The 16,011-nt window shown below is 58.6% G+C and carries 13 protein-coding genes; 5 read left to right on the top strand and 8 right to left on the bottom strand.

Features of this window, described 5'->3' with window-relative positions; genetic code table 11:
• Window positions 1-62 precede the first annotated feature (62 nt).
• On the top strand, window positions 63-1,319 hold the full coding sequence (locus MUK72_RS18080; protein WP_244706589.1) for an FAD-dependent monooxygenase: 1,257 nt from the start codon (window positions 63-65) through the stop codon (window positions 1,317-1,319).
• A gap of 950 nt (window positions 1,320-2,269) precedes the next feature.
• On the opposite strand, the gene MUK72_RS18075 is transcribed toward MUK72_RS18080, so the two are convergent.
• The 5 genes from MUK72_RS18075 to MUK72_RS18055 all read right to left on the bottom strand — a co-directional run bounded on the left by MUK72_RS18075 (window position 2,270) and on the right by MUK72_RS18055 (window position 5,244).
• Window positions 2,270-3,286 carry a DUF7983 family protein gene (locus MUK72_RS18075; protein ID WP_244706587.1) on the bottom strand — a complete coding sequence of 339 codons (1,017 nt, stop codon included), beginning with the start codon at window positions 3,284-3,286 and terminating at the stop codon, window positions 2,270-2,272.
• Window positions 3,287-3,740: 454 nt separating this feature from the next.
• Complete coding sequence (locus tag MUK72_RS18070) at window positions 3,741-3,968, bottom strand: hypothetical protein (protein WP_244706585.1); 228 nt, start codon at window positions 3,966-3,968, stop codon at window positions 3,741-3,743.
• 48 nt (window positions 3,969-4,016) lie between these two features.
• Window positions 4,017-4,331 carry a non-histone chromosomal MC1 family protein gene (locus MUK72_RS18065; protein ID WP_244706582.1) on the bottom strand — a complete coding sequence of 105 codons (315 nt, stop codon included), beginning with the start codon at window positions 4,329-4,331 and terminating at the stop codon, window positions 4,017-4,019.
• 107 nt (window positions 4,332-4,438) lie between these two features.
• The gene (locus MUK72_RS18060) at window positions 4,439-4,867 is read right to left on the bottom strand and encodes a TRAM domain-containing protein (RefSeq protein ID WP_244706580.1); all 429 of its coding nucleotides are present in this window, start codon (window positions 4,865-4,867) and stop codon (window positions 4,439-4,441) included.
• Window positions 4,868-4,962: 95 nt separating this feature from the next.
• A complete protein-coding gene (locus tag MUK72_RS18055) occupies window positions 4,963-5,244 on the bottom strand; it encodes a PadR family transcriptional regulator (RefSeq protein WP_244706578.1) in 282 nt (93 codons plus the stop codon).
• A gap of 208 nt (window positions 5,245-5,452) precedes the next feature.
• On the opposite strand from MUK72_RS18055, the gene MUK72_RS18050 reads away from it, so the two are divergent.
• Complete coding sequence (locus MUK72_RS18050) at window positions 5,453-6,271, top strand: IS5 family transposase (protein ID WP_244706576.1); 819 nt, start codon at window positions 5,453-5,455, stop codon at window positions 6,269-6,271.
• A gap of 338 nt (window positions 6,272-6,609) precedes the next feature.
• Entirely contained in the window at window positions 6,610-6,765 is a 156-nt protein-coding gene (locus tag MUK72_RS20510) for a DUF7563 family protein (RefSeq protein ID WP_425311111.1), read from the top strand.
• A 64-nt stretch (window positions 6,766-6,829) separates the two neighbouring features.
• On the opposite strand, the gene MUK72_RS18045 is transcribed toward MUK72_RS20510, so the two are convergent.
• Window positions 6,830-7,102: a hypothetical protein gene (locus MUK72_RS18045; protein WP_244706574.1), complete on the bottom strand. Its 273-nt coding sequence runs from the start codon at window positions 7,100-7,102 to the stop codon at window positions 6,830-6,832.
• Window positions 7,103-7,311: 209 nt separating this feature from the next.
• Between MUK72_RS18045 and MUK72_RS18040 the strand changes: the two genes are divergently transcribed.
• Window positions 7,312-8,151, top strand: a complete 840-nt coding sequence (locus MUK72_RS18040) for a DUF6166 domain-containing protein (protein ID WP_244706572.1) — start codon at window positions 7,312-7,314, stop codon at window positions 8,149-8,151.
• 103 nt (window positions 8,152-8,254) lie between these two features.
• Window positions 8,255-9,775: an Hvo_1808 family surface protein gene (locus MUK72_RS18035; protein ID WP_244706570.1), complete on the top strand. Its 1,521-nt coding sequence runs from the start codon at window positions 8,255-8,257 to the stop codon at window positions 9,773-9,775.
• 268 nt (window positions 9,776-10,043) lie between these two features.
• Here MUK72_RS18035 and MUK72_RS18030 read toward each other — a convergent pair whose 3' ends face one another.
• Together MUK72_RS18030 and MUK72_RS18025 are read right to left on the bottom strand one after the other, a co-directional pair.
• Window positions 10,044-15,212 carry a hypothetical protein gene (locus MUK72_RS18030; RefSeq protein WP_244706568.1) on the bottom strand — a complete coding sequence of 1,723 codons (5,169 nt, stop codon included), beginning with the start codon at window positions 15,210-15,212 and terminating at the stop codon, window positions 10,044-10,046.
• A complete protein-coding gene (locus MUK72_RS18025; RefSeq protein WP_244706566.1) occupies window positions 15,209-15,505 on the bottom strand; it encodes a hypothetical protein in 297 nt (98 codons plus the stop codon). Before MUK72_RS18025 ends, MUK72_RS18030 begins: the two co-directional genes overlap by 4 nt.
• Window positions 15,506-16,011: the final 506 nt, after the last annotated feature.

Raw genomic sequence — 16,011 nt, 5'->3', positions numbered from 1 at the left:
TGGACTGGCGGAATAACGTGTTAACAACAATCAATCAAGCGTGAGAAACAACTGGTTCCGATGTGACCGACGACGAAAGCGTGTGTACTGTTGAAGTCGACGCGGTAGTCGTCGGTGCTGGTCCTGCAGGGTGCATGTTGAGCCATCTGCTCGCGCGCAGCGGTGTCGAGACGATATTGCTCGAACGCCAGTCATCACTCGATCGGGAGTTCCACGGCTACGCGTTCCAGCCCTCGGCACTCCGACTATTCAACGACATAGACCTGGTGGAGGACGTACTGGCGCTCAACCACGCGGAGATCACTCAGTTCGGCGTCGATCTCTACGGTCACACACGCACCCTCATCGATTTCACGACCCTCCCTGCCCCGCACGATTTCGTGCTTTCGATCGAGCAACCGCCCTTGCTCCGGCTGCTCGTTGACGCAACGAAGCGGTTCGAAACGTTCGAGTTTCGTAACGCGATGCCAGTACAGGATCTCATCGTTGAAGATGGAACGGTGGTTGGCGTGCGCGCTACCGACCGTGAAGCGAACAAGGCCGTCGAGGTGCGAGCGCAGGTCGTCGTCGGAGCCGATGGCCGCTTCTCGACTGTTCGCTCGGTCGCAGACATCGATCCCGGTTTGTTCGAGACGGACTTCCAGGTAGTGTGGTTGAAGGTCCCCAGCACAGTGCCGCACGAAACCCAGGTGCGCATCAACGAGCACGGCCAAGTGCTGTACTTCGGCCTTGGAACGGACCTCCAACTTGGCTGGCTCATCCCCAAAGGAACGTATCCAGCCATCCGTGAGGCAGGTATCGAGAGCTTCCGCGAGCGTATCGCAGCAGTCGATCCCCGTCTGCGCGACGGTCTCGCGTCAGTGACCAGCTTCAACGATTGCTCGCTGTTGAACGTTGCGCCCGGCCTGAGCGACGGATGGGTACGCGACGGACTCGTCCTCATCGGTGACGCAGCTCACGTCGCCTCACCGGTTGCCGGACAGGGCAATGCGCTGGCGATTCAGGACGCTGCAGTCCTCCACAGTATCGTCGTCCGCGCGCTTGATCGAACGGCTGGCGTGCTCTCGGCTCAAGACCTCCGCCCCTATGTCCAGCGTCGTTGTCCCGCCGTCCAGCGTGTGGTCAACGCGCAATTGCTCGGCCATCGTGCCATCTCGGCACTCGTTCACCATGGTAACGACGTGCCCGATATCATGAAGCGCGGCATCCTTCGAACGCTCCTCACGCTCGCGGGGACCGACCCGATAATGTCGCGGACCCGTCGATTGATCGCGTTTGGGCCGGATTCAGTTCGCGTCGAGACGGAGTTGTTTGAGTAGTGACCCAAGCGAGTCGTGCGGTGGTCTGTTCGTGGTAGCTCTATCCTGTGTACTTCTACGGTCGCTTTGTGTACACCGGCGGAATAGCAGCCAACAATGGACACGAGAGAGTGAGAAACAGCCGCCATCCCGAATGCGGACTATTCAGGGATCAACTCGGTCGACGCCTCGTGGTTCCGCTGTACTATAGAAGAGCGAACCCTGTTCCACAGCACGATCGACCCGCACACAGGTGAGTTGCGATTCGTGAAACAAGCCCACCTATAGACAGAGGTCTCATCGCTGCAGATCAGTACTCTCTCATAAGCTGGAAGTCAGCGCTTGACTGCGTTCGAGACTATGTGATCTCGGCCTCAGTCATCGGTTCGATGTGCGAAGCGTGGCCGGTTTCATGCGTGTGCGTTTCAGCCTGTGTTTCCGCGCCGACTCGTGATGGGTGAAAGCCGTACTCTCCACAACTCTCACAGATGATCTTGTACATGGGTTGTTTGCTCCGCGAGTCGTTATTATCATATACAATCATTAATGTTCCGGCCGTATTCACTGTCACTCATCGCCGAGCTCGGAGAGACACTTCTATTGGAGACCCTGTTCTCTCTATAGCACATCGATCCCAGCGAAAGAGTCCTCTAAGCTCCTGTAACCGGTGATGTCACAGATTCCGGTCGGGATCGTTGTCTATTCACTTGTCGAGAAATCTGAGGTCAAGACCACGATGGCGTGTCGTTTTGCCAACCACAACACCTGTGCAACCGGCGTTCCATCCACAACGTCAGCCGACAAATGTGTGAGTGGCTGTACGTGAACTTCCAGCCGTGCCCATTTTACTGTCTTATTCATCTGTCAAATAAGAAAAAGTAACGGGGTTATGAATAGTGATTGATCACTAAACGGGGTACCAGTAGATATCCCAATCCAGCCGGTGAACCCCGGTCAGGCGAACAGACGTCTCAGCCGCTTTCGGCCTGCTCACCGAACGTGCTACCTGGCGAGAACTCGGTCAGCTCCTCGATTTCCTGTTCCAGCCGCTCGACCTCCTGACGCAGCACATCCGCCTCGGGATTATCGCTCACTGCCAGCCGATCCTTCAGACCTTGCAAGCGCGTCTCCTTGCGTTCTTCATCCACCTCGGCTTTGCGCACGTACTCACTTTCGGAGACATCATAGACGTCTGACTCGGCCACGGAGACGACATCCAGTGCTTCCTCGACCTTGTCCCGGTCGACACCGAGCAATTGCTCACGATCGATGCCCGTCCCTTCGAACGCTGTGAGTACGTCTTCGTCGCCTTTCAGCGAGCGGTTCCGGCGCGTCGTCTGCTGGACCGAGCCGTACTGGCCGTGCACTGGGCGGTCATGCCCGACGCGTTCCAAGAGCACGTCGGCGACGTCTTTGCGGAGATCATTGGCGTTGCGCTGGACATCCGACAGCAGCGTATAGAGGTTCACCAGTACGGGCGTCTCGACGCTTTCGAGAGCGCTCATGTCCTCGCGTTCGAGCGCATCAATCAGCAAGAGCATGTCCGAATAGACGTCGATCTCGGGTTCTTCACGCTCGCTGTCCTGCTGGTCGTCTGCATTCGCGGTCATCGACAAGTGTGGTGCATCGTCCAGCACGGCACTCTCGTCAGCCTCCTCAAGTTCGCTCAACGTGTTCTCGCGTTCATCAAGTACGTAGCGCGGGTGGAGTGCGAGCACCGCTGCGTACGGTTCGGCTTGCGTCGGCAGCCGGGAGAGTTCGTAGCCATCGATTGCCTCGCGAGTGTGCTCGGCGAGCGCTTCGAACTGCTCGCGTTGCAGCGGTTGGGAGTCACCCGAATCGACGTCCTCGATGATGATTCGCTGCTCCTGAACGTCGGTGATCCGGAATCGCTTCGACGCCAACGGTGTGATCAACGTCGCGTCGGCGGGCAGTTTCTCACAGCGCTCGATTAGCGTCCCCCACGTCGCGCCGAACGGGATTGCCATGTATCCTCTCAGAGAGCAGACCTGAAAACAACCACGGGCCATACACCGGATTTCTGGAGAAAAGCGGGCTCCTGTGATCTGTCTCACTCCCACACTACACCTACCACGACACGTCGTTTGGATGGGCACACCACGAGCCGGTGGAACTCCTCGGCTCAGGCGTCGATCTCGTAGGATGCGATCTCACTCGACCCGCACCGTGGGCAGCATTCGCTGTCAGGGTCGACGCTCGCACCACAGTTCCGACACTCGACGACCGACTCGGCTGTCGAGGGCGAGAGCAGCCGTTTGATCATCTGTATCATATCATAAAGAAACCGTGTAACACACTCTTTCGAGCTCCGGACCAGTTCCGTCCTTACTACAGATACCCTCCAACCGGTTATAGAACCTTCCCAACCGCACTGAAAGTGAAAATTCGGACGAATCTCTCTGCTAGTTGTGGCGAATTGCTTCAGTCGGTCGGCGTGATCCGGATATGCTCTCCAACGTAATAGACATATCCACGGCTCTGAAGCGACTCAAGTGCCGCTTCGGCGTCAGCTTTGTCGAAGCGCTCGTCGTCAGTAATCACTTCGATGGCCTCGTCCCTCGGAAACTCCTCGCTGGTCCCACCAGCCGCGTCGGTCAACACGGTGAGAATATCTTCGGCGAACGGCGGTATCCGCCGCTCTTCGTCCATACTCAGTGTTTCACCCGCCTGCATATGAATCTGTATCTGCCCCGCGAACTACAGCTCGTCGAGATACTCGATGCCCTCTTTCGAGACGTTCGCTTGGGTTATCGTCTCGGCCATCCAGTCAGGTTTGTCCTCGGGTGCTTGCTCGCGCCACGCCCATCCCTCGTAGATATGGAGTTTCTTCGTTCCCTTCTCCCGGAGGCGGAACTCGCTGCGAGCCGACTCCTCTTCGCTATCGGCCGCTTCAAGCCGCCGAGCGGCTTTGAGTGCTGCCTGTCGTGGCATCTTCCCGGAGAAGACCTTCGTCTCCTCGCCGGTCTCTGACCGCAATGCAAAATTTCGCTTGTCGTTTGATCTGTTGGCCATGAGTTCTCCTCAGCGAACACAGTGCGGACAATGTGATAAATGTACCTACGCCGGGCGATTTCTTACGACAAATACGACACTCACCGGCTGAAGAGAGCTACTAACTCTCAGAAATCGGCCCGATCGCGAACCTCTGCGAACGCAACGTTCTGACGGACTTCGGTGATTTCGACTGTCACCTCATCGTCAGGTTGTGCGTCGGGCACGATCAGCACGTATCCACGATCAAGTTTCGCTATCCCATCGCCCTGCTCACCTAGCGTCTCGATTGTTACCTCGCGCATCTCTCCCCGTGAGACAGGTGGATCCCGGGACGCTGAGCCCACCGAGTTCGTCGATAACCCCTCTTGCTGGTCGTCGCTGTCGGTGCTATCAGCCGGCTGGGGATTTTCGAGGAGCACGATTTGATAGGTCTCGCCGGCCGTAATCGCTCCCACGTCGAGTTCCTCCTTTGGTACCTCAATCGTGTAGGAATCGCCTGCTTCGGTAACTGAACCCGTGAACAGACACGCCAGTCGATCGGGTATCTCGACCATTAGACCTGCTCACCGCCATTGCCGATCACTATTACTCCCGAGGAGTTGCTATCGAAAGCGCACGGCCGAGGAACTGAAACACTACGCATGGGCTATCAGATCTCCGGTGAGACGTATTGGTCTTCCCACTCCCGGCGGGCCTCGATCTCGCGATGACCACGCTGAGTCACCTGATAGTAGTTCGCCCGCCGGTTGAGCTGGCCCTTTTCGATCAACCCTTTCTCAACGAGCGTGTCGAGATTCGAGTAGAGCTGTCCGTGGTGGATTTGACTCCCGTAGTAGTTTTCGAGCTCGTCTCTGAGCTCAAGCCCGTTCGGTTCGTCCTTGTTGGCAGCCACATACAGCAGATCCCGCTGGAAGCCAGTCAGATCATACATATCTCGAAGGTGGTTATTCTAGCGGTAAAATATATCGATAGACGTATAACGAATGAGTCATCCAGCACGATTCATTCTCCAAGCCCGTCGAAAACTGCGCGAAGGAGGCATTGTATATGCCTTGTTGCAGCACTAGCTGAGGGCGCTCTCAGCCGATTTCTCGGGTGTTTTCGTGAGATTTGTGGGTAATTGGACGCTGTCTTGCGGTATGAGGTCGAAACGACCACTTGCACGACAGTGTAAGAAGCTTGCCAAACAGTACGTCGACGACCCGGACGTACCCGCTGCGCCGAACGGCGACAGCGGGTACGCCGAGTGGGTCCAGATCGCTCTGATTCTGATGCGCGTCGAACTCGACAAGAGTCTCCGTGAGACCGAAGCGTGGTTCAACGATTCGACCGCTATCCTCGACGAATTCGGCCTCGAACGAGCACCGCACTACAGCTCGTTCTGCCGTTGGGAGCAGCAGTTCCAGATGCGAGAGTTACGCCGCCTGCTCCGCCAGAGCGCGGAGCAGGCTGGCTGGAGTGGTGAGGCAGCTATCGACGCTACTGGCTTCCAGCGTGATCAAACGAGCTACCATTATCGCAAACGCGCAGATTTCTCGTTTCAGGCCATGAAAACGACGGCTTTGATCGATATGAACTCGCTGGCGATCAGAGATGTTCACTACACCACGCGAAAGAGTTGGGACGGCCATATTGGGATGCAGGTCTTCCGCCGGAACGCGGAAGACCTGCGTATCTTGGCCGCAGACGCGAACTACTCGTGGAGTGCTCTCCGTGAGAACTGTCGCGATGAATCGACGCGGCCACTCATCAAACACAGGGAGCAGACACCGCTACAGAAGGCACACAACGCGCGGATGGACGCCGATGCCTACAATCAGCGGTGGATGAGCGAAACCGGCTTCTCACTACTGAAGGTAGACGACGGTGAGAAGTTGCGCTCGCGGAGCTGGCATGGCCAGTTCCGCGAGCTCACCCGCAAGTGTATCGTCCATAATCTGTCGCAGGCGGCGAGTTAGGCTCGCCGCCTGCTCTCTTTCTCCGGCGTATCCGCCAGTGACATCGCCGTCGCCACCGAGAGGAGTTCGAAAATGGCACTCATCTTGTCATTCGCTGAACGTCATTGGCGATAGCTACTGCATCTTCTGATCGGAGATTCGTGCGTTTCACGCTGTGTAGCAGACGTTTACTGACCCTACCCCGCCGCCGTCTTGCGTTCAACAGAGCAATTGTATACGTGAAATCCAGAGGTTATTCATCTAACCCACGCTCTCCCAACGTCTCGAACGGTTGTCCGCAACGCAAATTTCGAATGTAGGGCGATAGAATGAAGTTCCAAGGGTCAACCGTCTCTACTATGCCAGATTGTCTAAATTGTGGCGGATTCATTACTGAGCAGTACGTTCGTGTGTTCGCCCCGACTGAGATGGACACCGTGCGCGTCTGCCCGAACTGTCCTGACATGGTTCGGGAAGGAAATGACGTACGCGAGGCAAAATCATCTCGGCAGTAACCGCTGATCGCTCACCTCACTAGTGATCGGATGGCGAACCCTGAGCGAGGATCCATATCTCGTCTCAGTAGGGTGAATTCGTACTCGATAGCTCCCGCTCGTCTTCGTACGGGTCTTCGATTCGTTCCTCATAGGCTGGTTCGCCGACTCTGTTTCCGTTTTCGTCCAACCGATACGCGGTCACGTCGCAGTGCGTCAGACCTGCTATGGCGTCGCCGACTACCGATGGAAGTTCAGTCGGTCCCGACTCGATTTCCATCGTCATATCATCGTTGTCGCCAGAGCGCTCGACGATGACGCGATACCGTTCCCGTTCTCTCTCGGCGAACCGTCCCATGCATCTCGTTGCGTACGAATGAGTGTAAAAGTTAGTGCCTAATGCTGTCTCTCGGCAGCACGAAGGGTTTTCAGAGACAAAAGGGGTGAGGGATGTCTCAATTCAGCATCTTCTGACCAGTCTGCCCAGAAAGGCTCGTTTGGGGTCATGAAAACAAACCATCAATAGATGCCCCTAGACTTAAGGTACCGTAGAAATAAGGTAAAAACATGGCATCGATGCAGGTCAGTGATGACGCTCGAGATCGACTAAGCGAGTTGAAAGAAGAATTGGGCATGACGTATGACGGAGTAGTGAAATATCTTCTCCGTCTCGAAGAAGAAAACCGAACAGCAGAAAACAAACCAGAAGGGTTGGCGGAAGCCCCCGACCCGAAAAGTTGGTACAGGGAGGGCGCTCGCGGAGCGCAAGAATACGTTCTGGCAATACTCAAATCGGAGATCAGCCAGCCAAAAGAATACAAATCGAGCGCTAAGTCAGCTGTCTGGAAGACCTATCATGAGGAAGGGGTCGAACACGAACTGACGGAAAGAGCAGCAGGAACGGTGCCGCCAACGATAGATGACTTGATCGAGATGCTGTCAAAGATGCTCCAAAATCCCGTCGAATACTCGATCAGCGGGAGCGAGAGCGAAATCGAGTTGCTAAACCATGATCGAACACGAATCCTGCGGGCGTTAGCCGCCTACAGAGAAACGATAAACGACGACGAAACGTCATTAGAAAGTCAGGAGGCTCCAGATCTAGCAGTGCCAGCCGACAGAACGTACCGAGGCGGCCAGCATAACGGCGAAAACATAGTCACCGCCGGGGATGATGATCTGGACGTACGCTCCGATCTCAGTGGAGTAAACACGGTATCATGGGGATATGCAGGGTCGGGTCCGCGCGCACTGGCAGTTGCCATCTTGGCGGATGCGTACAGCTCAGACCGGTACGCGCAAGCGCGTGGCAGTGATCTCTACGACAGCTACACAAGCAAACTCTCAACCGGAAAATCATGGGAAATCCAGGCGGATGAGCTAGAGCAATACGTCGATGACAAATAACTCACTAGACACATATGGCTGTCAAGACTCAAACTAACCAGAACGTGGAACACACACGAAAATGAAACGGCTGTCTTCTCTCCGAAAGTCACTCAATCGTTTGATGGAAGCATTCATCGAAAAGACTCCCAATAGCATACTAGCGTTCCTTGTGATTTCACTAACTGTGTTTATTATTGCTACAGCAACACAAGGTATTATGGCGTATTTGGTTGGATATACGATACCAGCCGCTCCTCTTGATACTGGCCTAGAGTCAGGAACCGTTACCCAACCTTCAGATGATTTATCTGACCCACAGCAGGATGTCCTCGGTTGGGAACGTGGATATTGGTCTTCTGAGTCGATTTCCGTTAATGTCTCGGATGGATTGACTGAACAGGAACGCCATGCTATGCTTGGTCGGACGATGGCGCGCGTCGAAACGATTCGGAAAGAAGAGTTCGAACAGATGTGGGTTTACAATAATGGAGCAATTCTCAATATTTATGGTTGGTATCAAAAACAACCCACCTCTATCGAACTCATCCCCCGCCGCGCAATAGAAAACAACGATGAAGGCGGTACTATGTCTTCTAAGCCGTTTCAGGACACACAATATGAGTCGGTATTTCTTGTTGGTGAAAACACAAGTGAACCCAAGGCAATCGCTCAAATGACAGCTAATTCTCAACTCGCAGCTTATAGCTATCGAACAAACTCGATCAATATGGTTACCGGTCCATCGTCACAGGTAACAGAGGCGGTACTAGCCCATGAACTCGTTCATGCTCTCCAAGATCAACACAATCTCCTCGGGGGGCCAAAGGGAACAGTTGAGGAAAAACAGGTGACGCGGACTCGTATAGAGGGAACCGCCAATGCTCCCAAGCAGTTGTATGAAGAACGGTGTGGGAACGAATGGGAATGTTGGGGCGAAGACCAGTCTCAGTCGGATGGACATCGGTATGAAGCCCGGTATGGACTTCGCCACTTCCCATACAGTGAGGGTAGTGATTTCGTGATGGATCAGTATCGAGATGGCGGCTGGGCCGCAGTAAATCAGTTACATCAGAATCATCCAGTTAGCTCTGAGCAAATCATCTATGATACCTATCCGAGAGACCCGCCAATGAAAATCTCACTCAACGACACGAATGCCGATGGCTGGAAACAGAAGCGGCCCGGTGGTTCGTCGATACTTTCGTGGCTTCCTGGGAATCAGCAACGGGGTTACGGGACGCTTGGCGCGGCAGCGATTGGTATGATGTTTTACGGGACCACTGTTGATGAATATAACAACTCTTCTGTTGTCTCAACTTCCAAGGCGGAGCACTATGATTACAGTTACAGATATGTCCGCGGATGGGAAGGGGATCGACTCCACGTGTATCAGAATGATACCGGCGAGACAGGGTATGTGTGGAAGCTTCGGTGGGAATCGCCGGCCGAAGCCCGTGAATTTGTCTCTGGATATCGGCGTGTCTTGTCGCATTGGGGCGGTGAGCGCGTTGCAGACGACCGCTGGGTGATTCGGGGTGGTCCCTATGCAGATGCGTTTTCGATTGAACGTAACAAATCGACCGTCATGATCGTGAATGCCCCGACGTTGAAAACTCTCGATGACATCTATTCATCGGCGTAATCGGGGCTAACTATCCTAATTACCAGTGTAACCTCACTCGGTGCGCGGTGTATCGAGAATACTGGAAACGGTGGTGTGTCCTCGGTGGCGCTTTCCTTGCCTTATATACAAAACGATGATGTCCTTCGTCCGATTGTTACACAAGATTCGGACCGGAACCACGGTGAAGCGGCGCGGTACTCACTCGGTGCCCGGTGTGCCCTGACTGCGGCGACCACCATACCCGTCGCTATCGACGCCGGGCGAACACCCGACGTTCCAGCCGGGATCAGCCGGGTGGCGCGGCCGATTCAGCGCTGTCAGTTGCATCCGGTGCCGGGAGCGTAGCCCGCACACGGCGATACCCGCTCTCGGCGTCCGTCTCACCCCCGACCACCCAGACAAATCCCGTACTAGATACGCTAGAGGGGGAACCGTCCGGGGTCCCCGATGACCCTCCTCGCCCGCCAGACGCACTCTCCGACCCGTCAGCCGGCGTAAACGGCTCATCAAGGGCGGGTAAATCGGCTTCGCCGACGCCCGGCTCCTCGTTCGTCCGGTAGCTGTTGGCGAGGCCGTTCTTTGTTTCGTGTTTTGCGAGGTAGCCGAGATCGGTGAACTCGTTCAACGCCCGCCGGACTGTCCGCTTGTCGCAATCGACTTCCGGTGCGATGTCGCTGACTGCGAACTGCTGGCCGCGATACTCCCGAGCAACGCGCGTTACCGCTCGCTTACTTTTCGAGAACGCCTTGACCACTGCCCCGTCCGCGACGACCGGCAAGCTCTCCGAGAGCGCCGTCGTGTGCGCGAACACGACCGCGCCTTCCTGGTCACGGCCGAACCGGAGGATCGCTTGGAGCGTCTGATCCTCGCGCATGTGTTTGAGGTACGTGTTGGCCGTCGCGCTATCGTAATTGAGGTCGGCACCGTGGCCGGCCCGATAGATGTTCTCGCCCGCGAAGGCGGCCCATTTCTCGACCACTGCATCGCCGAAGTGCCGGCAGCCGAGCACCGCACCCAGATTCAGTTCTCCAAGCGCGTTCGACCCGGTGATGTTCCCGTAGTGGTCGATGGCTGCGATGTCGTCTTCGACCCGGCTGGCGATCTCCTGCTCGACCTTCTTGGTGGTGATGACGCCGGGTTTGGTCGTCGCGGTGAGCGTATCCTGACGCAGCTGTGTCGCGGCGAACTTCTCGGCGATCTCTTGTATGAGCGCCACGTCGCCGTCGAAGTTCTTCCCGCCCGGCGACCCGGAGTAGGTCTTCGTGTGCGGGCTGGTCTGAACCACCTGAAGATTCAGCACGTCGCGCAGGAACGCGCGGCGTTCGCGAGCGCTGTCATGGATGTCACGCGCTTCGACCTCGCAGCCGATAGCGTGCTCCCACAAGCGCTCGCGGCCGGTTGCATCCAGCCCGACGACGGGATTCGGGTGGTCTCCTGACCGGAATGCGGGCGGGTTCCGCACGCTCGCGCCGTGGTGATTCCGGTCGATCAGCATGGTCTCGCGCTCGCGCTGAACGCTTTTCAGGTTCGTTCCGTCGCTCTCGCTATCCTCGTCGAAATCGAACGCCTCGGTCGGAACCTCCGTCGCTGCATCACCTTCGGCGATGGTTCCATGCAGCAGCAGGTGAGCGAGCGGGTGGGCGTAGCCATCGCGAGCATGGATCGCTAGCTCACGGCAGCCTTCCTCGCCGCCTGCGAGTGCTGTCCGGGCTCCGGTGAGTAGCCCACGCGCGCCGTCGTTGCCCTCGCAGAACGCTTCGACGGCGTTCTCAACCATCGCGGAGAGGTCGCCGCCGAGACGGTCGGGCGCGGTGGTCGCGCTGAGACTGTCGCCATCATCGAGAGCGCGGCGTGCGGCTGCGAGAGCGGGCAACACGTCGTTCTCGACCCGATTTTGTGTCTGTCGGTCGGCACTCCCCACTGCTGCTCTCAGCGCCTCGTGAACGTTGTCGATCGCCGTGGCGTCCCACGCAGGACCGAGCGCCTGCACGCTTGCGAGAGCGGCCGCCAGCGCGTCCTCGTCGCCGTCCGTGCCCTCGGTCGTCTCCTCGGTGCTGCCGTCGGTGCGAAGGTCCTCGACGGCAGCGAGGGCGTCACATAACCGCTGCATGATTTCGAGGCGTTGGTCCACTTCGGCCAGCGCGTCGATCTCGGTGGTGGCGTTCCCGCGAAGCCACGCGCGCACGAGGTCGTCGTCCCACAGGTCGGTCTCGAAGAGGTCCTGTCGGTCGTCAACCTCCGCAGAGAGCGCCTTGCCGAGCCATGCCGCATGATCCAGGAACTCCTCGCCGAAGCTGCGTTCGTACACGTCGCCGGGGAACTCGTCGATCGCGATGACGCGCTCTTGAACCCACGTCTGATCGTCCTCGCGCGAGACGTAGGTTTTCGCACCCTCGACGTGGCCGTGAACGTAGTGGCCGATAAGGATGTCTTTGGGGTTGTCGGGGTCGGTCGCACGATCCCAGCCGAGCTTATAGCCGCACTCATGATCGGCGTGACACGGTAGTTCCGCGCCGAACAGTTCGGTATCGCGCTGGTGGATATCCTGTGGTGAATGGCCGAGTTCGCGAGCGACGTGGACGGCCAACTGCCACGCTTCATCGTGCGCGCCGTTGGCGGTCGCACAACTCGCGCGCTCTAGGTTGATCTCGTCCTCATCGGGAACGTCGTCGTCCTCTTCTTCGATTGTGACCGGCGCTTCGATGCGCTCGACCAGGTCTTCGGGGTCGCGGAGCAGGTCTTTGCCCTCCTCGCGAACGAGCGCAGTGGCTTCGCCGACCGCGCCCTCGTTGGGCTGGTGTTCGGCGAAGATCGGGAGATGCATCGACGTGTGGCCCCACTGATCGGCCTTCGCTGCGACCTCCTGCTGAAGCTCGTTGCGGGAGGTGAGATACAGCGCGGGGTACTCGTCGGCGAGCTTGACGACGGAGGTGGTCTTGCCTGTCGCCGGAAGCGCACGCAACATCCACGCCTTCCGGGTGTTGGTGGCAAGCTCGGCGTATAGCTCCTCAACGTCCTCGCGGGCGTTATTGAGGGCGTCCCGATCGGTCGTGAACTCACCGAGCAGGTCGTCGGCACGCGGGAGAACGGGAACGTGGTCGGGATTGCCCGTATTCCATTCGGGGAGCGGGGCACCGTACTGTTCGCGAGCGACGTGGTAGGCTTCGGTGAAATCCTCGCCTGCGAGCGCGTCGTCGCACTCGTCGATGATTCCCTGTTCGAGCGCGGCGATGCGGAGCGGGTCGATCGTACAGTCGTGCTCGCGACAGTAGAACGCGCCCGATCGGAAGGCAAGAATCCGCTTTTCGGTGCTGGATTCCTCCCACGTCGGGTTGATCTCGGCTATCACGTCGTCGTTCCCGTCCGCGAGGCCGGTGACGGTCGAATCGAGCGCCGAGAGATGCCAGTGAGTCAGCTGTGCAACCGCGCTCTGGACGAGTGCCCAGTTGTCGGTCGCGGTCGTCGTATCGACGTATTCGGGGAGCGGGGCACCGAAGCGCTCGCGAGCGCGCCGATACGCAGCATCGTACTCGTCGTCTTTCAGCGGCTCCTCACAACAGTCGATGCTGCCGAGGTGGAGAGCGACCGCTTGCACGACACCGATCTCGCCGCTGCACTGCGGGCATCGCCAGCGCTCGCCGTCGTCCGTCGGTTCGTGATCGAGAGCGGTATCGAGGCTGTCGGGTCGGATCATCCACGCTGCCTGCCACGCGGTTTCAGGATCGAGAACGACATCGAGCGTCGTGGGGTCAACCTCGTCGGGCGTGTATCCCCAGCCGGTACTGAGAGGGTCGCGGCCCGGCTCGACATCGTATTCGTCGGTGAGCGTATCGAGCGCGGCGTCGTAGGCATCGCTGGGGAACTTCCAGCCGTCTTCGATCTCGCTGGATTCGCAGTGGCCGTGATCGACGGCGACGTGCCGGAGTGCGCGCCGGGGGATCGGGTCGTCGTCGGGGATGATACCCTCTCGTTTCGCGTGGAACCACGCGGCGAACATCTCCGAATCATCGAGCCGGCCGTTCGGATCGTCCGGTGAGCGCTCGTCCGCCTCGACGAGTAGGTACGTCAGCGGGGTGTACGCGGCTTTGTATTTGTGATCGTAGGCGACATCCCGTTGCTCGATGACGACGAAATACGTCTCACTCTCGCCGTGATGACCGAGCGGACTGGCACCGCGATAGTCGGCGTCGAGACCGCTCGCATCCCGAATATCGAGATCGAACAGCGCCGAATGGTCGTCACTCGTACTGTCGCCGAGTGGGTCGGTACGGTCGCGGTCGGCAGCAGCGAGGGCTGCATTCTGCGGGTCGTAGGCGGGATGCTCTCGTGCGGGTTTCGCGCTCGCGAGCAGCGGGGCGAGCGTCCCGTCGGTGGTCCACTCACGAAGGTAATCATCGAGGTCAACTTTATCGAGACCAGGACGCGGGAGTTCCGCCACCTGCGCGTCGGTATCGTGCTCGGCGAGATACGCGGCGGTATCGAGCGCACCGCGCAGACCCTCACCGACCTGCGTAAGCGAGAGTCGGTCGTCCTCGTCTAGATCGCTGCTCGGCCGCTCGGCGTCCTGCACGACGTACGCACGGGGAACGTCGTGGTCGTCAAGGGCCTCTCGCAGCGCCTCGCGGTCCTCGCGTTTGAACCGGGTCGTGACCGGCGAGATGCACGCATAGCCCGCTTGCTGGGCGGTGATCGCGTCGGCGATCCCCTCGGTGATGAGCACGGGCTGGTCGTCCTCAATCGAATCGAGGCCGAAGATCGGCTCTTCGACGCGAGCGTATTCTTTCGTATGGGCGGGTTTGGCGTATTTCCCGCTGAGGCCGTCGTCGGGGTGGCCGTCGTAGCCGACCGCGCCGCCGCCCTCGTTGCCGGTCGCCCGGCTGATACCGTAGACGGGCTGGCCGTCGGTGTCGAAGTATGGAAAGACGAATCGGCCCTGCCAGAGCGGGCGAAGGTCCTCGGTGAACAGGCCAGTCCCGAGAATCGCGTCCCGGCCGTAGCCCTCGCGCATGAGGTGGTCGAGCAGGCCCGTGCGGTTCGCTGATGCCCATCCGAGACGCGCGGTGTCGATGGTCTCGTCGGACCATCCACGCACCTCGTGGAACCACTCACGGGCAGTCTCGACAGGTTGCTCATCGCCCTCGGCGTCAATATAGGTGAGGTCGAGGTCGCTGATGTCGCGGTCGAGTTGGCTGTGGAACCACTCGATCGCGTCGGCGAAGGCTGCACGAGCGCGCGCTGGTTCATCGCTCTCGAAGCCGGGGTTTGCATCGTCGGAACCGTCCTCCACGGGGCTGTCTGAGTCAGATTTCCCCGATTCGTCGGTATCGCTTTCCGAATCGTCGTCGGTATCGACAATACCGGGCGAGATGTCGGCGCACTCGGCGCAGTAGCCATCCACGATCGGCTCGTTGTCGCAACCGAGGGTCCAGCATCTCTCGGGTTCGTCCTCGGTCATGGCGTGACCTCCCGACTCTCAGCGGGTGCGTCGGGATGCTCGCGCGTAGCGAGACGGACGGCGAGATCGCGGCTGCCGAATACGGGACCGACGCGGTGGTGCTCACCGCTCTCGTGTTCGATGATCGTGCCGGCTGCCGGACAGCGCTCGGTTCGACACTGGTAGTTGTGATAGGCGGTGCCCTCGCCCTGCCACGCGCTCGATAGGCGTTCGGCGGTGCCGCGACAGACGGCACACCTGACGGTTTCGGGAGCCTCGATGTCGAGGAGATCCCCCCATGCGTCGATCCGCATTAGAGCGATCCCCCCTGATCGCCGGTGATCTGGTGGGGGTGGCTGGTTGGCTGTTCGTCCGTGCGTCGAGTCAATTGTGTGTTGTTGTCGTTAGCCATGACGTCATGGCTCGGCTTGGCTGCTGGCGGGTCGAGTAGCCGCCGTACCGACGGCCGGTTGCGAGCTCGCGTTCTCGCCCCTGGAGAGCGCCGTACCTTCCGGGTACAGTCGCCCTCGCTGGTGAACACGAGCAGTTCGCGACCACGCGAGAGACAGGGATGTCTCTGTGTATGGTGCGAAACGTATTTGACCGTCGGCCGATGAAGAACCAGTACGACCAATCCTTCCCAGGAAGGTCACACGGGCACCGATTCCTCGGTACGGGGACGAGTTCAGGGGCGTCCCCGATCCCATCGGCTTTATTTGATTTCCCTAGCTTTGCTCTTACCTCTCTCGCGTGCCTTATTACTGTTTTGTGGTTTTCACATGGATGTGTCTGACGTAGGCTGGTGCCCCAGTGCCAGCCC

Source organism: Halococcus dombrowskii (genome assembly GCF_022870485.1).
Lineage (GTDB): Archaea > Halobacteriota > Halobacteria > Halobacteriales > Halococcaceae > Halococcus > Halococcus morrhuae.
This window is presented reverse-complemented; position numbering and strand designations above follow the sequence as displayed.